This window comes from Pantoea sp. FN0305, from assembly GCF_050113845.1.
GTDB lineage: Bacteria > Pseudomonadota > Gammaproteobacteria > Enterobacterales > Enterobacteriaceae > Mixta > Mixta alhagi.
In genome coordinates this window covers 149,196-171,169 of record NZ_JBNJSN010000006.1, presented here as the reverse complement: position 1 = coordinate 171,169, position 21,974 = coordinate 149,196, and the positions used below count along the sequence as shown (strand labels likewise).

Sequence of the window (21,974 nt, the reverse complement as noted above, 5' to 3'; positions counted from 1 at the left end):
TTTTTTTTGTGTTGCCCCTTGAAAGCGATAACGGCTGTCCCTATCTCTTGAGCCACGAGGCCGGAAGCCCATAAGCCCGGCATTCATCCCTAAAATGACTGATTGGACTTCTCAAAGGAGAGCTATCAAATGAACATTCGTCCATTGCACGATCGCGTAATCGTCAAGCGTAAAGAAGTTGAATCCAAATCTGCTGGCGGCATCGTTCTGACCGGCTCCGCTGCGGCTAAATCTACCCGTGGCGAAGTGTTGGCTGTGGGCAATGGTCGCATCCTGGAAAACGGCAGCGTGAAGCCGCTGGATGTGAAAGTGGGCGACGTTGTGATTTTTAACGAAGGTTACGGCGCGAAAACCGAGAAGATCGATAACGAAGAGGTGTTGATCATCTCTGAAAGCGACATTCTGGCAATCGTTGAAGCCTGATTAGGCAAAAACCACATCGAACATACGAATTTAAGGGAAATTTCAAATGGCAGCTAAAGACGTAAAATTCGGTAATGACGCGCGTGTAAAAATGCTGCGCGGCGTGAACATCCTGGCAGACGCAGTTAAAGTTACCCTGGGCCCGAAAGGCCGTAACGTAGTGCTGGATAAATCTTTCGGTTCGCCGACCATCACCAAAGATGGCGTCTCCGTTGCACGTGAAATCGAACTGGAAGACAAGTTCGAGAATATGGGCGCGCAGATGGTGAAAGAAGTCGCCTCTAAAGCAAATGACACTGCAGGCGACGGTACCACCACCGCAACCGTACTGGCTCAGTCTATCGTTAACGAAGGCCTGAAAGCTGTTGCTGCGGGCATGAACCCGATGGACCTGAAACGCGGTATCGATAAAGCCGTTATCGCCGCTGTTGAAGAGCTGAAAGCGCTGTCCGTACCTTGCTCTGACTCTAAAGCCATCGCCCAGGTTGGTACCATCTCCGCTAACTCTGATGAGTCTGTCGGTACCCTGATTGCTCAGGCAATGGAAAAAGTGGGTAAAGAAGGCGTTATCACCGTTGAAGAAGGCACCGGTCTGCAGGACGAGCTGGACGTAGTTGAAGGTATGCAGTTCGATCGCGGCTACCTCTCTCCTTACTTCATCAACAAGCCGGAAACGGGCGCAGTAGAACTGGACAGCCCGTTCATCCTGCTGGTTGATAAAAAAGTTTCTAACATTCGTGAACTGCTGCCGGTACTGGAAGCAGTAGCGAAAGCCAGCAAGCCGCTGCTGATCGTTGCTGAAGACGTTGAAGGGGAAGCGCTGGCTACCCTGGTAGTGAACACCATGCGCGGCATCGTGAAAGTAGCTGCGGTGAAAGCGCCGGGCTTCGGCGACCGTCGTAAGGCGATGCTGCAGGATATCGCTATCCTGACCGGCGGTACCGTTATCTCTGAAGAGATCGGTATGGAGCTGGAAAAAGCAACGCTGGAAGACCTGGGTCAGGCTAAACGCGTTGTGATCAACAAAGACACCACCACCATCATCGATGGCGTGGGTGAAGAAGGCGCTATCCAGGGCCGCGTTTCTCAGATCCGTCAGCAGATCGAAGAAGCAACCTCTGACTACGATAAAGAAAAACTGCAGGAGCGCGTAGCGAAACTGGCAGGCGGCGTAGCCGTACTGAAAGTTGGTGCAGCAACTGAAGTTGAAATGAAAGAGAAAAAAGCACGCGTTGAAGACGCCCTGCACGCGACCCGTGCTGCGGTGGAAGAAGGCGTGGTAGCTGGCGGTGGTGTTGCTCTGGTTCGCGTTGCAGCGAAACTGTCTGAGCTGACTGGCCAGAACGAAGACCAGAACGTGGGTATCAAAGTTGCGCTGCGCGCAATGGAAGCTCCGCTGCGTCAGATCGTTTCCAACGCCGGTGAAGAGCCGTCCGTTGTGGCTAACATGGTTAAAGCTGGCGACGGTAACTACGGTTACAACGCGGCTACCGAAGAGTACGGCAACATGATCGACTTCGGTATCCTGGATCCGACCAAAGTAACCCGTTCTGCGCTGCAGTACGCAGCTTCTGTCGCTGGTCTGATGATCACCACCGAATGTATGGTGACTGACCTGCCGAAAGACGACAAAGGCGACTTAGGTGCTGCTGGTGGTATGGGCGGCATGGGCGGTATGGGCGGCATGATGTAATTGCCCCCAACGGCTTAGATTGTCTTAACCCCCTGTCAGAAATGGCAGGGGGTTTTTCTTTTGCCGCTGAAAAAGGTATAAGTAAACGCGCAGGTTTATACTGAACGTTTGTGGCAAGGGATGTTTAAGAAAACGCTCTCTTTTCTGATACGCTCAGACCGGATACTGACGATAATAAATGAGGAATCACATGCGGATTAAAGTCTTGCTGGGGCTTTCTGCAGCAGCGTTGCTGCTGGCGGGTTGTAGCACCTCCAAAGATCTAAGTGCGGCTGGCCAGCGCGTCACCTTTACCGATCAGCAACCGGGCAGTACCTGCCAGCTCCTGGGTGAGCTTACCGGTAGCCAGAGCAACTGGCTGAGCGGCGCTGGTGGTGAAAACAGTTCGCTGCGCGGCGCGGCAAATGATCTACGCAACCGGGCGGCGGAGATGGGCGGCAATGTGATTTATGGCGCAACCAGTCCTACGCAAAATATCTGGTCCAGCTTCGCTCCGCTCGATAGCAAAATGACCGGCCAGGTCTATAAGTGCCCGTAAGCCTTTTTTACCAGCCATAATCTGTAGCGTTATGCCGGTGCCTGTTGTGATATTTCCGGCTTAACGCTGTTATAAACTTATCTCCCTTCACCTCTCTCCGCCGGTAAAAAAACCGCCTTTACAATTGCGCCTTTGCTCGGCATCACGCTGTATTCCGTTTCAGGTAAAGAGACATTGTCCGGTAGCTGCCAACTGTTCAGCACTAACGGGTTAGCGCGCCAGGGCACCAGATAACCCACCAGCGCTTCACCTTTGGCGTTAGTGGTTACGCCGAATTGTTGATAGTTACCGATTCCCGGAGAATTCGGCACCACGATAAGCGCCATGGTATCGCTCATTGCCTGACCGAAGGTCACACCCTCTGAATGCAGTAAAACCGAACCGCTAATATCAAGATGATATTCGCTGGCCTGATTATCCTGCACAAAGCGCAAGGTGCTTTCTCCTGCATTGTACTGGTAACCCAGAGAAGCATCATACCGGCTGGCGTTGCGCGCAAAGTGCATCGCAGTTAGCTGGTAACGCAGGCTGTAATCAGGAAACATCGCGCCACTCAGGCCAATCTCCTGACTGGATAGCGAACCCCGGCTACGATTATGGCTGTAACTCAGACTGGGCGAACTGCCACCGGGGAGCGCTGGCAGCGACAGGCTAAAGGTTAATCCCAGCGTGGTTTCACTGCGGCTGTATCGCTCACGGCTGTGACCCAGCCACAAACTGATATCGAAATTATCCCGCGTCAGCAGGTAGCTCAGTGACAGCTCGCGTCGCTCTCCCGCCAGCCGCCGCCAGGTTTGTTGGGTATAGCGTAAGCTCAGGCTCTGATCTTCGTCTAGATAGCGGTTGATCCAAAATTCCTGCGTCAGCAAACGATACGGGAGGTCATCACTCCACCAGGCGCGCTCTTCTCCGACGTAGGTAATCTTTTCTTCCAGCGAACGATACTGCTGGCCGGATGGATAATAACGAAACAGGGTATTAAAGCTGGTGGCGCTGTCAAAAAACGCTTTAGCGTAGCGTAAACGCCAGACGCTGCCCTCCTGGCTTTGCGCGGAGGAACGATAGCGTGCCCAGGTGACATCGGTTGAAAATGCGCCCAGTCTGTGCAAATTAACACCTGCGCCTGCGAGATAGCTGGCATATCTTTCACTATGTTGTACACCGGCATAGAGTGTGATATCTGAGGCTACTCCCCGCGCCAGGCTGGCCTGAACAAAAACAGGGCGCGGCAGCGCGCTGCCTCGCCATGGCCGGTATTGTCCGGCCACCAGTTCATAACTGCTATGGTTCTGTTGAACCAGAGCGGGCATATCAGTCCAGGGCAGATAACGGTTTGATTCGCTGCCGTCGCTCTCTTTTACCGTAAGCACCAGCGTTCCATCACGGGTGGAGGGGTAAAAATCCTGAATAACAAAGGAGCCAGGCGGAACGCGCCGCCGGTACAGGATCAGGCCATTCTGGCTAAGGGTTACTTCAGCATGATTTTTAGCGTAACCCTTTATCCAGGGAGAATAAGGACGCCATCTGTCGGGAAACATCGCCTCACTGGTCGCCAGGGTTATGCCGCGAAAAGGAAGAGAATCAAACAAGGTGTGGGTTGTTTCACTATCGCCTGCCAGCAGTTCTGCTCGCCAGGAAGTAATACTGCGCCAAAGGGTGGCCGAGCGGGTATATATGCCATGTTGGCCGGTGGGGCCCCGCCAGAGGGTATTTTGATAACGCAGTCGCCACGGACCGTAATTAAGGCCGTTATCAAGTTCTATTTCCAGCTCAGCGCCGGAGACAGTACAGCAACGTCCGCTCTGAAGATGGGCCAGCCGGGCGCGATAATCAATGAAAAATGCGTTAATGCCATCATCCCAGCGGCTGAAGCTGACCCTGCTCTGCCGTGGAGACATGGTGTTTTCAGGAATAACCCGCGTTAGCAGCCTGGCTTCTGGCTGATGGTTGTCATTTACTATTACCGGTACCGGCAGACTGGCATTGCCCTGCTGGCCAAACGCTATACCGAACAGCAAAATTAATGGCAAAAATTTCATCACAGAGGGAGGGCGGTCAGAAAACGGAAGCAGGGCGCTTCCGTTTATCAAAGCAGTAAGGTTATTTCCTCAGGGCAGCCAGTTCAGCACGGGCCTGTGCCAGTTCTTGCTCAATTTCCCGCAGGTCGGCCTGTTTTTCTTTTAGCTTGCGCTGATATTTTTTTACCTTATCCTGTCGGCCTGATGCCTGCGCTTCATGTAAATCCGCCTGTACTTCTCGCAGTTCATCCTGTTTTTTAGCCCGCTTTTTCTCCAGTTTGGCAACATCCTTTTGCGCACTGGCGATAACCCTGTCATGGGTACAGTGGGCTTTAACTTCTGCCAGCGCCTGTTTCAGGCCGTTAACTTTATGGATATTGCCATGATGCTGGGCAATTTCGATCTCTCTTTCCAGTACGGCGCGCTTAGTTGCACAGTCACTGTTACTGGCATGGGCGATATTAGCTATGCCGGTGAAAATAATGGCGGAAAATAGCGCAAGCTTTTTCATCGTAACTCCTTGTAAAAAAATATTATCCGAACTTTTTCTTTATATTTACCAACAGCAGTGGAGTAAACGGTAAATAAAAAAGGTAAAATCCGGCAATGCTTTCTCTTCCCGAATAACAGCGTTTACCCTGAACATCTGGCGCTATTTACATGATTATCGGCAAAGATTATTTATCTCTGGAAGGGAAAGGCCAGACTATTGTCGGGCAAAAACAGCTGTGCTGGCTATTTAATTTTCGTTATGGGTTATTTGAATGAGCTTTAGCGATTGTTGGTAACAGAAAATACTTAAAATAAATAATATTTTGTAGCTTATTTAATAAGTGAGAAAAATAGCGTTAAATGAATTTTCTGTTTCTTAAAAAATGAAGCCGGCATTGGCATAATTTTGGTCAGGGAAAATATTGTCCGGTAATAAGATCATTACCGGACGTCCAGTCAGGATTGTCTGAGCTGTAAATCGAGCGGTGTTTTGCTTGGCTCGCCACCGATTTCCCGCGCCAGTTTCGGCACCAGATAACCGGAGACCAGCGCCAGCAGCTGTCGCATGATGGCACGCGCCGTCTCGTCCGGAACATAGAAATGCGCTGCGCCCTGCACTTTATCCAGCACGTGCAGGTAATAAGGCAGTACGCCAGCATCAAACAGCGCATTGCTGAGCGCCGCCAGCGTGTGTGCGTCATCATTGATGCCGCGTAGTAAGACGCTTTGATTAAGCATGGTTACGCCAGCGCGCTTCAGCATGGCGATACCGTGGCGTAGCGCGTCATCAATCTCCTGCGCATGGTTGATATGGGTCACCATAAGCACCTGCAGACGCGAGCTTGCCAGACGCTGGCACAAACTCTCTGTGATCCGCGCCGGGATCACTACCGGCAAACGGCTGTGAATACGCAGACGCTTTAAATGCGGGATCGCTTCCAGTTCGCCGATCAGCCAGTCCAGCTCATGATCCTTTGCCATCAGGGGATCGCCGCCGGAGAAAATGATCTCATCCAGCTCCTGATGATCGCGGATATAGTCCAGCGCGCGCTGCCAGTTGCGCTTGTTGCCCTGATTATCCTGATAGGGAAAATGACGACGGAAGCAGTAGCGGCAGTTCACCGCACAGCCGCCTTTTACCAGCAGTAGCGCCCGATTTCTGTATTTATGCAGCAGCCCAGGCACAACGCTGCTCTGCTCATCCAGCGGATCGGTACTGTAGCCGGGCGCATCAATAAACTCCTGGCGATCGGTGATCACCTGCAGCAGCAGGGGATCGTTGGGATCGCCTTTTTTCATGCGTTGCGCAAAGGCACGCGGCACGCGCAGGGCAAAAAGCCGACGCGCATCCTCTCCGGCAGCCAGATGTGGATGGTGATCCAACGCTAAAAAGCGTAGTAATTCATGGGGTTCAGTGATGACGTCTGCAAGTTGTTGCAACCAATCTTCTCTGGATGGGGTATTTAGGGTTACAATGTGTGCCATTTTTTTGGCTAAGTACCAGTATTAATTGTAGAGGGCCTTTATGGCGACTTATTCTAGCAACGATTTTCGCAACGGTCTCAAAATCATGTTCGAAGGCGAACCTTACGCTATCGAATCCAGTGAGTTTGTTAAACCGGGCAAAGGCCAGGCGTTCGCACGCGTTAAGATGCGTCGTCTGCTGACCGGCAAGCTGATCGAAAAAACTTTTAAATCTACCGACTCCGCCGAAGGCGCTGACGTGGTGGATATGAACCTGACTTACCTCTATAACGACGGTGAGTTCTGGCACTTCATGAACAATGAAACCTTCGAACAGCTGGCTGCTGATGCGAAAGCCGTAGGTGAAAATGCGAAATGGCTGCTGGATCAGGCCGAGTGCATCGTGACCCTGTGGAACGGTAGCCCGATTGCCGTTACGCCGCCGAACTTTGTTGAGCTGGAAATCGTTGATACCGATCCGGGCCTGAAAGGCGATACCGCAGGTACTGGCGGCAAACCGGCCACCCTGACCACCGGCGCGGTGGTGAAAGTTCCGTTATTTGTGCAGATCGGCGAAGTGATCAAAGTCGATACGCGCTCTGGCGAATACGTATCTCGCGTAAAATAAGCTTTTATCAGGCGCATCTCCCGGATGCGCTTTTTTATTGCGAGTCATTTCCTTTGCGGTTACGGGCAAGCTGTTAATTTCCGGCTATGCTTTAGTTGCTGTACTTTCAACTGTAACCAACAAGGAAATGGCTATGTCTAAGAAAAGTATTGTTGCTATCTTTTCCGCTCTGATTCTTACTACTCTGCTCTCCGCTTGTAATACTACGCGCGGCGTAGGCGAAGATGTTGAAGCTGGCGGTGAGGCGATTCAGCGCGGCGCCCAGTAAATTGAACGGTGCGGAACGCTGTTCCGTACCGGCATTTTAGCCTGCCCGCACTGTTAATACTCGCTCACCACTCTGCTTTAATTACCCGTTTACGGTGCCGTCACGCCGTCCTGTTTTACCCATATCAGCTTATCCACCGGGAAACCGGCCGTGCGCGCCTGTGCGGTGAGCTGCTGTTTAATGGACTCATCCAGTTGCGGAGTTCGCGACAGGATCCACAGATAATTATGGTTCGGCCCGCAGACCAGCGCATAGCGATAGTCGCTGTCGAGCGCAATCACGTTATAACCAGCATAAAACGGGCCAAAGAAAGAGACTTTGAGTGCCGCACGCTGCGGCGAACCGGTAAAGTAAGCTTTTCCGATGCTCTCTTTCCAGCGCTGCTTTTCAGGGCTGTAACCGCGATTAATGACCTTCAGACCGCCATCGTCCCGTTTGCTGTAAGTGGCAGTGACGTGATCAAGCCCACGTTCGAAGCGGTGATCGAGACGGGCAATTTCATACCAATGTCCCAGATAGCGATCGGCCTCAAAGTTCTCCACTACCGTGACATTTTTGGGCGGCGTCGTACTGCAGGCGACCGAGAGCAGGGCACCTACGCTGGCAATAAAGCTTTTCCACAATGACATAATGCTTTCCTGATAAGTTTTAACGGCTTAAGTATAGGACGTCAAAACGTGACGCGCCGTTAACTCAAAAAAAATCAGTGGATCTGCAAAAAAGCCGCGCGATGCCTGGCGGTAAGCCTGTGTAAACCCGTTAAAGCCATCTGTTTCTGCGCCGATAACCTTTCTACTCTAATAACAGTCAGTGAAGAATTTCTTATCATGGCGACCATTAACACCAATCTGTTATCAGCCAATGTGCTGAAAAATCAGGCAAAGGACGCCTCACAGCTTAGTCAGACTATTGCACGACTTTCATCGGGACTACGTATTAATAACGCGAAAGATGATGCTGCCGGTCAGGCAATTGCTAATCGTATGACTGCCAATCTTGGTGCCGATAAGGTTATTGGCCGTGGGCTGGATGATGGCATCAGCCTGTCGGAAACCGCTGACGGCGGACTGGACTCTATTTCCCAGCTGTTGATCCGTGCGAAAGAGCTGGCAATCCGTTCGGTGAACGATGCGTTATCTGACAGCGATCGCCAAAGTTTGCAGGATGAGTTTCAGCAAATCAGCGACACTATCGATCAGATCGCCGGTAACACAGAAATTTTCGGTAAGTATCCGCTGGCTCCGGCGCAGGCGGAACTGCCGCTGAAGCTGGGCAATGTGTCGTCGGCAAACAGTAAATTTCCGGTGCCGGGCTCCAACTATAGTTTTACGTCCGGGATCGTTTCACTGACTTATATTCCGGCGGGCGCAACCAATATTAATTTGCGCATCGACTCTTACTCATACGATGACGATATCCAGATTTTTACCCGTGACGGCAAACATCTGACCGGCACGGCGCTGCAGGGCAGCGATGCTGATTCCACCTGGCTCAGCAAAGGGGTTTCCAGCGCGGCCCAGGCTGACAGCAGCGTGATTACCGAAGCGAATGGCTTTTTGCCAGGCGCCAGCTATGATGACTCTCTTTTGTCGCAGGGTGGCAGCAGCTATAACATCAACGGCAGCGCTACTCAGAATTATAATGGTATGACCATTACCTATAGCGGCGATGGTGATCGTTATGAAGATGCCAGCACCGGCGGCTACAACGATGGCACCGTTTCCACCGGCAATTCACGGGAAAATATCGCGATTGATAACGTGACCGAAGACCTGCTGATCATGGTGGTGGGCAACGGCTCTTTTGCGGCGCGTATGACCTGGGGAAATATGCCGACGCCGACCTATACGCCCGCAGAACCGGTCAAGGTCAGTACCCCCACGCAAATTGTAACCAGCGCCAATTTTGGCGACGATTTGCAAACCAAAACCATCCCGCCGACGCCTTCCGATAGCGCCTCGTTAGGACTGGCAGCGACGCGCCTTAATCCAAAAGAAGAGGCGACAAGAGCGCTGGGCGCGCTGGATACGGCGCTGCAAACCGTTAGCGGCTATCGTGGCGAATATGGCAGCACGATAAATAGTCTGGAATCAACCCGGGCAACGCTCTCCGCGCAAACGCAGGCGACCACCGCAGCGCGCAGCCGCATTATGGATGCAGACTATGCGCTGGAAGCCAGTAATCTGACGAAAGCGCAGATTATCCAGCAGGCCAGCAATGCGGTGCTGATCCAGGCGAACCAGCAGCCGCAGATGATGCTGTCGTTGTTGAAATAACGGCTTACAGCGTTAAAACGCCGATAGCGGCCACCACCGTAAGGATCGCCGCCAGCCCATAGAACCACCATTTGCTGGCGGGAATAGAAAACTGAAGATCGTGCGCGCCATGATGCAGGCGATGCAGCGCGCACCATAACGGCAGGACGATCGTCAGCAAAATCAGCCCGCGACCGGGCATGGTAGCGGCAAACTGCCGAATACGCTCATAGCTTAGCGCGTCCTCCGGCCACCAGCCCAGCGGCAACAGCAGACCAATCAGCAGAACCGCAACCGGCGATACCACGGCCGCCCACATTCCTCCCGCGCTAAACAATCCCCAAAACAGCGGCTCATCCGATCGTTGTGGTTGTTGCATTGTTTCCTCCTTATTGCGCCAGAGCCAGCCACAGTGCTGTCAGCGTTACCAGCAGAGTGACGATCCACAGAGCGAAAATAATCGGCTGCGGCTTCAGCTTTTCACCTTTCACCATCACAATGGCTGCCCTGGGCGCCAGCCCAAACCAGGTTTTGCTGTGCAGCAGCGCGGCGGCCAGCGTCGCCAGGTTGAACAGCAATATCGCCGGATGCTGGAGAAAATCCACAAAGCTCGCCCAGGATTCAGGGCCTCCCTTCAGGGCATAGAGGCCGAAAATCAGTTCCAGGCTAAACCATAGCGCAGGCAGAGCGGTGCCTTCACGCAGCATATAAAAGCGATAAAAAGTCAGCTGCCGCCACCAGTTGGTTGATACCGGCGCCAGATAAGGTTTGCGTTTACTTATCATTCACAGCTCCTTAGTGCGGTTTCAATCGGGCGATCAGATAATCTTTGGCGCTAGCCACCTTGCCCTGCTGGATAGCCGCAGCCGGATCGACATGTTTAGGGCAGACTTCAGAGCAAAAGCCAACAAAGGTACAGGGCCAGACGCCATTGTCGCCGTTTAACAGCGGCATACGTTCAGCCTTGCCGCGATCGCGGCTGTCCAGATTGTAGCGATGCGCCAGGGCGATAACGGCCGGGCCGATGAACTGCGGATTAAGGGCAAACTGCGGGCAAGCGGCATAGCACAGGCCGCAATTAATACAGCCGGAAAACTGATGATAGCGCGCCATCTGCGCCGGGGTTTGCCGGTTGGCGCCCTGCGCCGGAACGCGTGGATTGCCAATAATGTACGGCTTAATCGCCTCCAGGCTGGCGATAAAGTGGCTCATATCCACCACTAAATCGCGCTCAACCGGAAAATTAGCCAGCGGTGCAATGCGCAGGCCCTCCGGGTAATCACGCAAAAAGGTTTTACAGGCGAGTTTAGGAATACCGTTAACCATCATGCCGCAGGAGCCGCAAATCGCCATGCGGCATGACCAGCGCCAGGCCAAGTCCAACGCCAGGTTATCTTTGATATAACCCAGCGCATCCAGTAACGAGGTTTGTTCATCCCATGGCACCGCAAAGTGTTCATCATGCGGTTTAACGTCCTGTTCCGGGTTATAGCGCTGGAGAGTGATATTCAGAGTCGGCTGTTTATTCATGAGGCGTCTCCTGCGCCTGCGCGGCGTCCGCCTGTGCGCCATATAAGCGCTGGGCAGGCGGCAGGCGGGTAATGGTTACCGGGGAGGTTTCGATGCGCGGCGCGCCATCGGCGTTAAAGAAGGTCAGCGTATGATGCAGATAATTTTGATCGTCGCGCTGTCGGCAGCCCTCATCCAGCCGCTGATGAGCGCCGCGGGACTCTTTGCGATGCATCGCCGCATGCGCCATACATTCGGCTACGTTCAGGCTATGCTCCAGCTCAAGGCTGTAAAGCAGTTCCGTATTGAAAACGCTGCTGCTGTCGCTGATATGCAGGCGCTGGTAGCGCGCTTTTAAATCCGCCAGCGTATCGATCGTCTGCTGCATCAGCTCAGGGGTGCGATAAATCCCGCAGCCCAGTTCCATACTGCGGCCCATCTCATCACGCAGCGCGGACCAGCGCTCTGTGCCTGGCTGATTAACACGCGCCAGCAGGCGCTGTTCCACATCTTTCGCCTGCGCGGTTAACGCCCGCTCGCTGCTGGCAGGATTCTCCAGAGCCCGTTCCGCCGCCTGTTCGCCAGCCAGACGCCCAAACACCACCAGCTCCGCCAGCGAGTTAGATCCAAGCCGGTTAGCACCATGCAGGCCGATGGCGGCACACTCTCCGGCGGCAAACAGCCCATTGATACGCGTTTCGCCGCGCGCGTCGGTTTCAATGCCGCCCATGGTGTAGTGCGCCGTCGGACGTACCGGAATCGGGGCGGTAACCGGATCCACGCCAACGTAGGCTTTGCTCAGCTCACAGATAAAAGGCAGCCGCTCATGCAGTTTCCTGGCACCGAGATGACGCAGATCGAGATGAACCACTTCGCCGCGCGGGCTGGAGAGGGTGCGGCCCGCCTGCCACTCATGCCAGAACGCCTGCGACACTTTATCGCGCGGCCCCAGCTCCATATATTTGTTTTTGGGCTGGCCGGGCGGCGTTTCCGGCCCCAGGCCGTAATCCTGCAGATAGCGATAGCCATCCTTATTCACCAGAATTCCGCCTTCGCCACGGCAGCCTTCCGTCATTAAGATGCCGGAGCCAGGCAGGCCGGTAGGGTGGTACTGCACAAACTCCATGTCGCGCAGGGGAACGCCGTGACGCAGCGCCATGCCCATGCCGTCACCGGTAACGATGCTGCCGTTGGTGTTATAGCGGTAGACACGTCCGGCACCGCCGATGGCCAGCACTACGGCGTTGGCGCGCAGCGTGACCAGCGTGCCTTCCATCATATTCAGCGCCACCAGACCGCCGACACGCCCCTCATCCACCAGCAGATCCAGGACAAAGTGCTCATCGAAGCGGCGAATTTGAGGATATTTCAGCGAGGTCTGAAACAGCGTATGCAGCATATGAAAGCCGGTTTTATCAGCGGCAAACCAGGTACGCTCGATTTTCATGCCGCCGAAGCGACGCACGTTAACCGTACCGTCCTGTTTGCGGCTCCATGGGCAGCCCCATTGTTCCAGCTGGATCATCTCCTGCGGACAGTGCTGTACAAAGTAATCCACGACATCCTGCTCGCACAGCCAGTCGCCGCCAGCAACCGTGTCGTGGAAATGGGCATCAAAACTGTCATGCTGCTGGGTAACGGCGGCGGAGCCCCCTTCGGCAGCCACGGTATGGCTACGCATAGGATAGACTTTTGACACAAGGGCAATGGACAGCTGCGGTTGCGCAACGGCAGCGGCAATCGCCGCTCGCAAACCCGCGCCGCCCGCGCCGACAACCACCAAATCGGCCTGAATGCTCTGCACGGTGACCTCCCGTCGAATGTTTGATAACTCTTTTGGGGTAGGAAGTATATGCCACCTGGAGAGGCGCAAAATTGACCTGTTCAGGTATTACGGTGGGAAAGCCGGCCTGGTCCGGCGGAATAAAGTTTGTTGGATTTATCAGCCGATATTTGTTTGATAACCATGATACGAGTAGACTGCATCCCCTTGTTTGACTGAGGAGTAAACCCCATGAGCGAGACGGCAAGCTGGCAGCCGAGCGCACCCATCTCTAACCTGTTGAAACGCGCGAAAATCCTTGCGGAAATTCGACGTTTCTTTGCCGATCGCGGCGTACTGGAGGTGGAAACCCCGGCAATGAGTCAGGCAACGGTAACCGATATTCATCTGGTCACCTTCCAGACCCGTTTTGTCGGACCCGGCGCTTCGCAGGGGTTAGATCTCTGGTTAATGACCAGCCCGGAATATCATATGAAGCGTCTGCTGGCGGCAGGCAGCGGGCCGATCTACCAGATGGGCCGCAGTTTCCGTAATGAAGAAGCGGGACGTCACCATAATCCGGAGTTCACTATGCTGGAGTGGTATCGCCCGCATTATGATATGTACCGTCTGATGAATGAGGTAGACGATTTGCTACAGCAGGTGCTGGAGTGCCAGCCGGCGGAATCGCTCTCTTATCAGCAGGCGTTTATCCGTCATCTGGAGATTGATCCGCTCTCGGCGGATAAGGCACAGCTGCGTGAAGTAGCCGAGAAGCTGGGCGTAGGCGATTTAGCGAATGCCGAAGAGGATCGCGACACGCTGCTGCAACTGCTGTTTATGTTGGGTGTGGAAACAAAGATTGGTCAGGATAAACCCACCTTTATTTACCATTTCCCGGCAACGCAGGCTGCGCTGGCGGAAATCAGCACCGAGGACCATCGTGTCGCGGAGCGGTTTGAAGTCTATTTCAAAGGGATCGAGCTGGCGAACGGCTTCCGTGAACTGACCGATGCGCGCGAACAGCGTCAGCGCTTTGAACAGGATAACCGTCGTCGCGCCGCGCGAGGCCTGCCGCAGCAGCCGATTGACAACAATCTGCTGGCCGCGCTGGAACATGGCATGCCCGCCTGTTCTGGCGTCGCGCTTGGCGTTGATCGTCTGGTAATGCTGGCGCTGAAGGCGGAATCCCTGAGCGAAGTGATCGCTTTCCCGGTTGACCGCTGTTAAACCCATCCGGCAGGCGTGCGTTTAACGCCGCCTGCCGTTAAGCCAGCGATCGACTACAGCCCGCCCGATTTAAAGGTATGCGAGGCGGGTGAGCCGTTACTGGCTGGATTCCGCTTCGCCGCCGTCTCCATACGTACCTGGAATGGCGGGAACGGCATCTCAATATCGTGCTCACGAAAGCCCTTCAGGATCAGCTGATGCAGCTCATGACGCAGCGGCATACGATGTACCATCTCCGCCGCGTGAATACGTAGCTCAAACAGCTGGATCCCCTGCTGCAAATCCACCAGAAACACTTCCGGCACGGGCGTATCCAGCACATAGGAACAGCGTTCGCAGGCGCGTTGCAAAATCGTCGTAACCTGTTCGCTGTCTACGCCCGCTGGCGCAGGCACGGTAAGCACCACGCGCGTTACCGAGTCAGAAAGCGACCAGTTAACAAATTGCTCGGTAATAAACGCCTTATTCGGCACGATAATCTCTTTGCGATCCCAGTCGGTAATGGTGGTTGCACGCGTATTAATGCGCGTAATGCTGCCGGTGAGATCGCGGATAGTCACCGTATCGCCAATGCGAATCGGCTTTTCAAACAGAATAATCAGGCCGGAAATAAAGTTGGCGAATATCTCCTGCAGGCCGAATCCCAGCCCTACGCCCAGCGCCGCCACCAGCCACTGCAGTTTCGACCACTCAATACCGATCATGGAGAAGCCCATCAGGCCGCCAATCAGCAGCAGCAGATATTTGGTCAGCGTGGTAATGGCGTAGCCGGTGCCGGGCGTCAGGTTAAGATGCTGTAACAGCGCCAGCTCCAGCAGAGCGGGCATGTTACGCACCAGCTGCGTGGTTACAATAAAGATCAGAATCGCGATCAGCACCGAGCCCAGCGTAATCGGATGCAGGCTCTCCACGCCCTGTACCGTACTACTGACGTCCCACAGGCGAATATTCTCCAGGAAAGCGAAGGCTGAATGGATTTCAGACCACAGTACTATTACCGAGAGCAGCGCTATCAGCGTCAGTATCGAACGCACCAGACGCAGCGACTGCGCGCTAATGGCATCCAGATCGATCACCGGTTCGTCAATCTCGACGGCGTCCGCCGTTTGTGCGGTGGTTTCTTCTTCACCGCGCGCGCGTTGTGCCAGCATTTCAGCACGACGCTGACGCGCGCGATCAAAGGCGATGCGGCGGCGCTGAATCAGCATCCAGCGGCGAATAATATGGTAAATCACCAGCAGCAGGAACCAGATGGCGACGGAGGTTTCCAGCCGCGCCAGCAGCGCCTGGGCCGTAGCCAGGTAGCCGGTGCAGGAGGCGAGTGCCGCCGCCAGCGGAATACAGATCAGGATATTCCAGAAGATCCGGTTAAGAACGTTATCACCGCTGCCTTCATTATCCAGCCAGAGCGGAATACCGGCGCGTTTCAGGCTGACCGTAACCAGGCTCAGCGCCCCACAGATCAGAATAAAGCACAGTCGTCCCAGCGTGGCGGAAAACTGGCGATCCTCCAGATTTGCGAAGGTGATCAGTAACATAATCAGCGGAACCATCAGACCGATAGAGAGCGAGTAGTAGCGCATCGCGCGTGCGACCCGCAGCTGCGGCCAGCGGAAATGAACGATAAATAAGCCGTTCGAACGCGCAAAGGCGGCGCTGATCATAAAGGCCCACAGCAGCGGCAGCGTGGCGGTAACGCCATCGCCAATGGCGACCGCCACCGGATAAGGCCAGGCATGTTGCAGACCAAAACCAAAGGCGGCCCACAGTACCGGCAGGGGCAGGGCAACCAGAATGGACCAGAAAACGGTGCGCAGCGTCAGGGTGAAATGATCCTGCGTTACTTTGCCCACGCGGCTGGCGGAGCGCGCCAGAAAAGCGTTGTAATGACGGCGCGAGCTGATGCTGAAGCCAACCAGCAGCACGGCGCCCAGAATCGGCAACACCGTTTCACGATTGGTTATCATCATCATCAGCGCGCCGCCCAGCTGGCCCAGCGTATCCAGCGACAGCAGCCTGGTCAGGTCACGCGCCACTTCCAGCGGGTAGCTCAGGCTCAGAGGATTGACATCGGCGGTCCAGAAAAGATAGCGGTGGGCGGCCTCTTTGATTTCACCCAGTGCATCCTCCAGCTGGCTGTTGGCGACCTTCAGCTTGGTAACTTCCAGAATCAGGGTGTCGCAGCCGGAAATCAGCGAGCCGAGCAGCTCCCGCTGGGTTTTGATCTGAGCATCAAGAATACGGTTCTGCTCACTGGTCAGCGGCTGGCCGTTTTCCTGCTTCAGCTGGCGCAACTGCTGCTGCTGGCTGAGCAAGTCTTCATAATGCAGGCGCTGTACCCGTAGCTGCCCCATCTCACTATCCAGCTGCTGTGAAATCGGCATTTCCGGCAGGCGCGCCACCTGGGCGCGCAGCGCCTCGCCAAGTAAATTAGACGCGCCAAGCCACTGCGACTGCTCGCGAATAGTGCTGAGCGCCTGACGTACCTGAATGGTTTGGTTGGTGGCCTGCCGCTGTTGCGAAGCAATTAGATCAAGGCGTTGGGCCTGCTGATTGAGCGCGGCGGAAAGCTCACGGTTAACATGAAACTGCTCGGTGATAGATGCTGGCAGATCGCCGCTGTTTTCCGCCAGTTGTTCGGTACGCGCCAGCGCCAGCTCCGCTTCATGCTGGCGCAGACTGTTTAACTGATTACGCAGTGCCTGCAGGTAATCATCCAGCTGCTCCGCTTTTTTCTGATGCACTTCGGCGCGCATGCGCGCCAGCTCCTGGCGATTGTTCGCCGACAGCTGTGCCAGCTCTAATTCGTCAACGCGCGCTTTTAAGGCCGCCGACTCCGCCTGGCTTGCATAACTTTGTGCGTGAGCGAGAGCGCCCGATGCGGCAGAAGGGGCCTGCAGGGCGCGATCGCTTTCGCTTAGCGCACGCCGCGCTTCGGTTTGCTGCTGCGGTAGCTGACCAAGCGAATCACTGATCTCTCTGGCGCGATCCTGCTCCTGCTGTGCCTGACGCCCTTCCTCCAGCAGCTGGCTGCTGATTTGCAGGATCTCCTGCTCCAGCTCAGCGCTGCTCATCCCGTTGCGTAGCGAGCGCGCACTATCGTTCAGACCGGCAAGCTGCTGGCGCAGTTCACGCGCCAGTTTAGGAAAATCATCAATGACTTGCTGATATTGCTTTGCCCGCTCCAGCGACTCGTTGCGGGCTTCAAGAAAGCTCAACGCTGATTCCAGCGTTTGTATCACTTCAGCCTGAGCAGGCGTGGAGCGGGCGGATTTCGCCAGCTCCAGCTCCTGGCGCACCAGCGCCGCATCGGGTGCGCTGGCAGCGAAGGCGGACAGGGTGAAAAGCGAGAAAAAAAGAAAACAGAGAATCAGGCGCACGCTAGAGTCTTATTGGTGATGTAAAACGGTTTCCGCATCGGTACGCGCCAGAGCCATAGCCATCGGCTGGCCAAGACGCGTTTTGCTTTCAGCCTCCAGACTTTCTGCCAGCTTAATGCGACCCGGTGCGAACAGATTAATAACGGTGGAGCCAAGCTTGAAGCGACCCATTTCCTGACCTTTCAGCAGCACTACCGCGCCTTCTGCATCGGCACCCGGCCAGCTCCAGCGTTTAATCACCCCTTCACGCGGCGGCGTAATGGTGCCCGCCCACGCGGTTTCAATACTGCCGACAATGGTAGCGCCAACCAGAATCTGCACCATCGGGCCAAACTCGGTATCGAAATAGCAGACAACGCGTTCGTTACGGGCAAACAGGTTGGGAATATTACGGGCAGTAAGTGGATTTACTGAATAGAGATCGCCCGGCACGTAAATCATTTCGCGCAGGATACCGTTGCAGGGCATATGTACGCGGTGGTAATCACGCGGTGCAAGATAAATAGTGGCGAATTCGCCGTCGCGGAACTGAGCCGCCATCTGACGATCGCCTGCCAGCAGCGCTTCCAGGGAATAGTAGTGGCCTTTTGCCTGGAAAATGGTTTCGCCTTCAATATGGCCTAACTGGCTGATGGCGCCGTCGGCCGGCAACACCAGCAGGTTCGGATCGGCATCAATCGGACGCGCTTCATCGCGCAGCGGACGGACAAAAAAGTCATTGAAGGTACGATAGCTGGCGGTATCTGGCTTTTGCGCTTCGGACATATCGACCCGGTAGAACCAGACAAAGATATCGATCACTGCTTTAGTCAGCCAACCGGCACGTTTGCCAGCCGCCCAGCCAGCCAGCTCGGTGAGCCACTTTTTAGGGAGCAGATGATTCAGGCCGAGTTTAATTGAATCCAACACGTTAGCCTCCTGGCTTAATCACACGACGTTGAAGAAAAAGGGGGCGAATTGTAGCAGCGACAGCCCGTTTAGGCTAACGCGCCGATGATGCCATAATTGCAGCATTAGTCTTCGCTGTTACCAAAGTTTTTACGCGTTTTTACCTGCGCCATGCTCTCCAGAATGCGGTGATAATTTTCGAAGCGGGATGCATGAATCATCCCGTTTTCCACGGCTTCACGGATGGCGCAGCCGGGATCGTTATCATGCTTGCAGTCACGGAATTTGCAGCCGCCTAAAAATGCACGAAACTCGATAAAACCCTGAGTAATTTGTTCCGGCTCCAGATGCCACAGGCCGAACTCGCGCACGCCGGGCGAATCAATCACGTCGCCGCCATGCGGGAAATGGTACAGGCGCGCGGCGGTGGTGGTGTGCTGGCCTAATCCGGAGACGTCAGAGACATCATTGGTCAGGATCGTTTGGTCGATCAATTCCAGACCGAGCAGCGCGTTAAGCAGGCTCGATTTCCCCACGCCTGACTGACCGGCGAAAATACTTATCTGACCGGTTAACGCGGCTTCAAGATCGGCAAGACCCGATTTTTCATAGCTGGAAACCATCAGCACGCGATAGCCGATATGGCGATAAATATCCATCTGCTCATTGACAAAAGCGCGGCCTTTATCATCCAGCAGATCGGTTTTATTCAGCACCAGCACCGGTTCAATACCGAGCGTTTCACTGGCGACCAGATAGCGATCGATAATATTCAGCGACAGTTCAGGCACAATAGCGGAAACAATAATAATCTGATCAATATTGGCCGCAATGGGTTTGACGCCGTCATAAAAATCGGGACGCGTCAGCACCGTACGACGCTCATGTACCGCTTCAACAATGCCTTTTACCGTTGCGCCGCCTTCAACGCCAGGACGCCAGAGAACACGATCGCCGGTAACCAGAGAGCGAATGGTGCGGCGAATATTGCAGCGGTGAACCTCGCCCGCGCTATCTTCCACGTCCGCATGCATGCCGAAGCGGCTAATGACAATGCCGTCCTGCGCTTCACCAAACAGGCTGTCATCTGGTTCAGGCTTATCCGCACGCTGTTTTAATCGACGTTCGTGGTTGGCGTTAACGCGACGCTGCTGGCCTTTAGACAGTTTATTTTTACTCACTCTTCCTCACAGGGATTCCGACGGTTTCGCCTTGTCAGGCAAAACGTCTATGATACACCGTGGGCTGAATTACGGCGAGCGACGCGGCGCGGCTTTGCGCGGTCTCTTGCCGTTCAGCCTGATAAACCAGACTGAGACTGCCAACTGCGGGATAAAACATGGGAAATGAAAACAACCTTATCTGGATCGACCTGGAAATGACCGGGCTGGATCCGGAACGCGATCGTATTATTGAAATTGCGACGCTGGTAACGGATGCCAATTTAAATATCCTGGCGGAAGGGCCAGTGCTGGCAGTACATCAGAGCGCGGAACAACTGGCGCTGATGGATGAATGGAATGTGCGCACTCATACGCAAAGCGGGCTGGTGGAGCGCGTCAAAGCAAGTGAATATGGCGATCGCGAGGCGGAGCTGGCTACGCTTGAGTTTCTGCGTCAGTGGGTGCCAGCTAACGCTTCGCCGATTTGCGGCAACAGCATTGGGCAGGATCGTCGCTTCCTGTTTAAATATATGCCGGAGCTGGAAGCCTATTTCCACTATCGTTATCTGGATGTCAGCACGCTGAAAGAGCTGGCGCGACGCTGGAAGCCCGAAATTCTGGCGGGCTTTAAAAAAGCAGGCACCCATCAGGCGCTGGACGACATCCGTGAATCAGTAGCGGAGCTGGCCTACTACCGCAGCCATTTTTTACAGCTGTAGCGCCAGAATAGGCTAAAAAAGCGGCGTTTTGCCGCTAAAATCAGCAAATGCATCGAAAGCGCAAATTTTTGCCCTCAAGGGCTTGCAGGGCAAAAGTTTTCTCGTATAATGCGCTCCCCGTACCGATGAAGATTTTAATCGGCTACGCAGGCGGGAATAGCTCAGTTGGTAGAGCACGACCTTGCCAAGGTCGGGGTCGCGAGTTCGAGTCTCGTTTCCCGCTCCAAATTTGAAGGGTGTTGAAAAAACACAACGTATCCTGGTCAGGATTTTGGGTCGCAGCAAAACGGCAACGGAACGAACTCAGGAGCTTACTGAAGTAAGCAACCGGAGTGAGTGAAGAGAGCCAGCGCAGCCTGAAAAGAAAGATTATGCGGGAATAGCTCAGTTGGTAGAGCACGACCTTGCCAAGGTCGGGGTCGCGAGTTCGAGTCTCGTTTCCCGCTCCAAATTTGAAAGGTGTTGAAAAAACACAACGTATCCTGGTCAAGGTTTTGGATTGCAGCAAGGCGGCTACGGATCAAACCTCAGAAACTTACTGAAGTAAGCGCCTGTGGTAAGTGAAGAGAGCCGGTACAGCCTGAAGAAAAAGATTATGCGGGAATAGCTCAGTTGGTAGAGCACGACCTTGCCAAGGTCGGGGTCGCGAGTTCGAGTCTCGTTTCCCGCTCCAAATTTGAAAGGTGTTGAAAAAACACAACATATCCTGGTCAGGATTTTGGGTTGCAGCAAAACGGTAACGAAACGAACCGCCAGGAGCTTACTAAAGTAAGCAACCGGGGTGAGTGAAGAGAGCCAGCACAGCCTGAAGAAAAAGATTATGCGGGAATAGCTCAGTTGGTAGAGCACGACCTTGCCAAGGTCGGGGTCGCGAGTTCGAGTCTCGTTTCCCGCTCCAGTTTCATCATCGGTTTACCTCCTTTTATCCTTATCTTCCCTGCTATTATTTTATCCCTGTTTTGTCGTTGTGTTTCCGTCACCGTTTCTCCTGTACGATTTCATCCGCTTTAGCACATCTCACGTCTCTTTTTGCTGCCGTTGCATGGCGCTGAAAAACGTTATGCGTTAACCCGGCCGCATCCATCGCATAGAACATACCGTTTGCGCACTGATTATCCCTAAGCCAGCGCAGCCGTCTTCAGGCAAACCGGCTGTCACGCAGCCAGCAAGAAGGGATTCTGGACGGTTCGCCAGATCCTGACCGACGGTTCAGCCAAACACCCCTGCTGTAACCAGCATGGGATCATTCAGTCGTCCGGGGCTTTTCAACGGCAAAAAGACCACAACATCAACGGCGAATTCAGTCAGGAAAGTGGAGAACGTATCCACAGCGAAGAGGAAAAAAGTAATTTTTAAAGGCTGATATTTTATTGTGATACAGGCATTTTTTTAACGGAAGTATCCTGGAGTAATAAGGGATCTCCTGCCTGGCAATGAAAAAAATGGCGGGTTGAATATTGCCAGGGAAAAGGGCTTGTATTTGCCTGGCAATACGTCCATAATCCGTGCCCTCTTCAGTACCAGCGAAGGGCGCGGATTCAATT

The 21,974-nt window shown here is 54.3% G+C and carries 19 protein-coding genes and 4 tRNA genes; 12 read left to right on the top strand and 11 right to left on the bottom strand.

Annotated features, from left to right (window positions below):
- The first annotated feature begins 129 nt into the window (after nt 1–129).
- The 3 genes from ACQE3Y_RS13690 to ACQE3Y_RS13680 all read left to right on the top strand — a co-directional run bounded on the left by ACQE3Y_RS13690 (nt 130) and on the right by ACQE3Y_RS13680 (nt 2,654).
- Nucleotides 130–423 carry a co-chaperone GroES gene (locus tag ACQE3Y_RS13690; RefSeq protein ID WP_275555655.1) on the top strand — a complete coding sequence of 98 codons (294 nt, stop codon included), beginning with the start codon at nt 130–132 and terminating at the stop codon, nt 421–423.
- A 46-nt stretch (nt 424–469) separates the two neighbouring features.
- Nucleotides 470–2,116 carry a chaperonin GroEL gene (groL, locus tag ACQE3Y_RS13685; RefSeq protein ID WP_085069825.1) on the top strand — a complete coding sequence of 549 codons (1,647 nt, stop codon included), beginning with the start codon at nt 470–472 and terminating at the stop codon, nt 2,114–2,116.
- Nucleotides 2,117–2,306: 190 nt separating this feature from the next.
- Nucleotides 2,307–2,654: a DUF4156 domain-containing protein gene (locus ACQE3Y_RS13680; RefSeq protein ID WP_085069827.1), complete on the top strand. Its 348-nt coding sequence runs from the start codon at nt 2,307–2,309 to the stop codon at nt 2,652–2,654.
- Nucleotides 2,655–2,731: 77 nt separating this feature from the next.
- Here ACQE3Y_RS13680 and ACQE3Y_RS13675 read toward each other — a convergent pair whose 3' ends face one another.
- From ACQE3Y_RS13675 to epmB, 3 genes are all read right to left on the bottom strand, one after another.
- Nucleotides 2,732–4,684 (bottom strand): fimbria/pilus outer membrane usher protein, encoded by a 1,953-nt coding sequence (locus ACQE3Y_RS13675; RefSeq protein ID WP_426981888.1) that lies wholly within the window; start codon nt 4,682–4,684, stop codon nt 2,732–2,734.
- 70 nt (nt 4,685–4,754) lie between these two features.
- On the bottom strand, nt 4,755–5,183 hold the full coding sequence (locus ACQE3Y_RS13670) for a DUF1090 domain-containing protein (RefSeq protein ID WP_426973234.1): 429 nt from the start codon (nt 5,181–5,183) through the stop codon (nt 4,755–4,757).
- Nucleotides 5,184–5,620: 437 nt separating this feature from the next.
- Nucleotides 5,621–6,649: an EF-P beta-lysylation protein EpmB gene (epmB, locus tag ACQE3Y_RS13665; protein ID WP_250650983.1), complete on the bottom strand. Its 1,029-nt coding sequence runs from the start codon at nt 6,647–6,649 to the stop codon at nt 5,621–5,623.
- 40 nt (nt 6,650–6,689) lie between these two features.
- Here epmB and efp point away from each other — a divergent pair, with 40 nt between their 5' ends.
- Both efp and ACQE3Y_RS13655 read left to right on the top strand, forming a co-directional pair.
- Nucleotides 6,690–7,256, top strand: a complete 567-nt coding sequence (efp, locus tag ACQE3Y_RS13660) for an elongation factor P (protein WP_085069833.1) — start codon at nt 6,690–6,692, stop codon at nt 7,254–7,256.
- A 133-nt stretch (nt 7,257–7,389) separates the two neighbouring features.
- Nucleotides 7,390–7,524 (top strand): entericidin A/B family lipoprotein, encoded by a 135-nt coding sequence (locus ACQE3Y_RS13655; RefSeq protein ID WP_085069835.1) that lies wholly within the window; start codon nt 7,390–7,392, stop codon nt 7,522–7,524.
- Nucleotides 7,525–7,613: 89 nt separating this feature from the next.
- Here the strand turns inward: ACQE3Y_RS13655 and ACQE3Y_RS13650 are convergent, their stop codons facing one another.
- Nucleotides 7,614–8,153, bottom strand: a complete 540-nt coding sequence (locus tag ACQE3Y_RS13650; protein ID WP_426973236.1) for a lipocalin family protein — start codon at nt 8,151–8,153, stop codon at nt 7,614–7,616.
- A gap of 198 nt (nt 8,154–8,351) precedes the next feature.
- Here ACQE3Y_RS13650 and ACQE3Y_RS13645 point away from each other — a divergent pair, with 198 nt between their 5' ends.
- A complete protein-coding gene (locus tag ACQE3Y_RS13645) occupies nt 8,352–9,800 on the top strand; it encodes a flagellin (RefSeq protein ID WP_426973237.1) in 1,449 nt (482 codons plus the stop codon).
- A 4-nt stretch (nt 9,801–9,804) separates the two neighbouring features.
- Here ACQE3Y_RS13645 and frdD read toward each other — a convergent pair whose 3' ends face one another.
- From frdD to frdA, 4 genes are read right to left on the bottom strand one after another with little or no spacing between them, the layout of a single operon-like run.
- A complete protein-coding gene (gene frdD / locus ACQE3Y_RS13640) occupies nt 9,805–10,158 on the bottom strand; it encodes a fumarate reductase subunit FrdD (RefSeq protein WP_426973239.1) in 354 nt (117 codons plus the stop codon).
- Nucleotides 10,159–10,168: 10 nt separating this feature from the next.
- Nucleotides 10,169–10,564 carry a fumarate reductase subunit FrdC gene (gene frdC / locus ACQE3Y_RS13635; protein WP_426981887.1) on the bottom strand — a complete coding sequence of 132 codons (396 nt, stop codon included), beginning with the start codon at nt 10,562–10,564 and terminating at the stop codon, nt 10,169–10,171.
- 10 nt (nt 10,565–10,574) lie between these two features.
- Nucleotides 10,575–11,309 (bottom strand): succinate dehydrogenase/fumarate reductase iron-sulfur subunit, encoded by a 735-nt coding sequence (locus tag ACQE3Y_RS13630; RefSeq protein ID WP_250650978.1) that lies wholly within the window; start codon nt 11,307–11,309, stop codon nt 10,575–10,577.
- On the bottom strand, nt 11,302–13,092 hold the full coding sequence (gene frdA / locus ACQE3Y_RS13625; protein WP_426981886.1) for a fumarate reductase (quinol) flavoprotein subunit: 1,791 nt from the start codon (nt 13,090–13,092) through the stop codon (nt 11,302–11,304). Before frdA ends, ACQE3Y_RS13630 begins: the two co-directional genes overlap by 8 nt.
- 210 nt (nt 13,093–13,302) lie before the next feature.
- Here frdA and epmA point away from each other — a divergent pair, with 210 nt between their 5' ends.
- Complete coding sequence (gene epmA / locus ACQE3Y_RS13620; protein ID WP_085069850.1) at nt 13,303–14,280, top strand: elongation factor P--(R)-beta-lysine ligase; 978 nt, start codon at nt 13,303–13,305, stop codon at nt 14,278–14,280.
- A 53-nt stretch (nt 14,281–14,333) separates the two neighbouring features.
- On the opposite strand, the gene mscM is transcribed toward epmA, so the two are convergent.
- The 3 genes from mscM to rsgA form a co-directional block, all read right to left on the bottom strand.
- Nucleotides 14,334–17,660 carry a miniconductance mechanosensitive channel MscM gene (gene mscM / locus ACQE3Y_RS13615; RefSeq protein ID WP_426973242.1) on the bottom strand — a complete coding sequence of 1,109 codons (3,327 nt, stop codon included), beginning with the start codon at nt 17,658–17,660 and terminating at the stop codon, nt 14,334–14,336.
- A gap of 9 nt (nt 17,661–17,669) precedes the next feature.
- Nucleotides 17,670–18,569 carry an archaetidylserine decarboxylase gene (gene asd, locus ACQE3Y_RS13610; RefSeq protein ID WP_426973243.1) on the bottom strand — a complete coding sequence of 300 codons (900 nt, stop codon included), beginning with the start codon at nt 18,567–18,569 and terminating at the stop codon, nt 17,670–17,672.
- A 104-nt stretch (nt 18,570–18,673) separates the two neighbouring features.
- The gene (rsgA, locus tag ACQE3Y_RS13605) at nt 18,674–19,729 is read right to left on the bottom strand and encodes a small ribosomal subunit biogenesis GTPase RsgA (RefSeq protein ID WP_426973245.1); all 1,056 of its coding nucleotides are present in this window, start codon (nt 19,727–19,729) and stop codon (nt 18,674–18,676) included.
- A gap of 158 nt (nt 19,730–19,887) precedes the next feature.
- Between rsgA and orn the strand changes: the two genes are divergently transcribed.
- The 5 genes from orn to ACQE3Y_RS13580 all read left to right on the top strand — a co-directional run bounded on the left by orn (nt 19,888) and on the right by ACQE3Y_RS13580 (nt 21,328).
- Nucleotides 19,888–20,430, top strand: coding sequence for an oligoribonuclease (gene orn, locus ACQE3Y_RS13600; protein ID WP_250650972.1), 543 nt, complete (start codon nt 19,888–19,890; stop codon nt 20,428–20,430).
- A 150-nt stretch (nt 20,431–20,580) separates the two neighbouring features.
- Nucleotides 20,581–20,656: transfer RNA gene (locus ACQE3Y_RS13595), tRNA-Gly, on the top strand.
- A 147-nt stretch (nt 20,657–20,803) separates the two neighbouring features.
- Nucleotides 20,804–20,879 (top strand) — tRNA-Gly (locus ACQE3Y_RS13590).
- A gap of 148 nt (nt 20,880–21,027) precedes the next feature.
- Nucleotides 21,028–21,103: transfer RNA gene (locus ACQE3Y_RS13585), tRNA-Gly, on the top strand.
- A 149-nt stretch (nt 21,104–21,252) separates the two neighbouring features.
- Nucleotides 21,253–21,328, top strand: a tRNA-Gly gene (locus tag ACQE3Y_RS13580).
- The last annotated feature ends 646 nt before the right edge of the window (nt 21,329–21,974 follow it).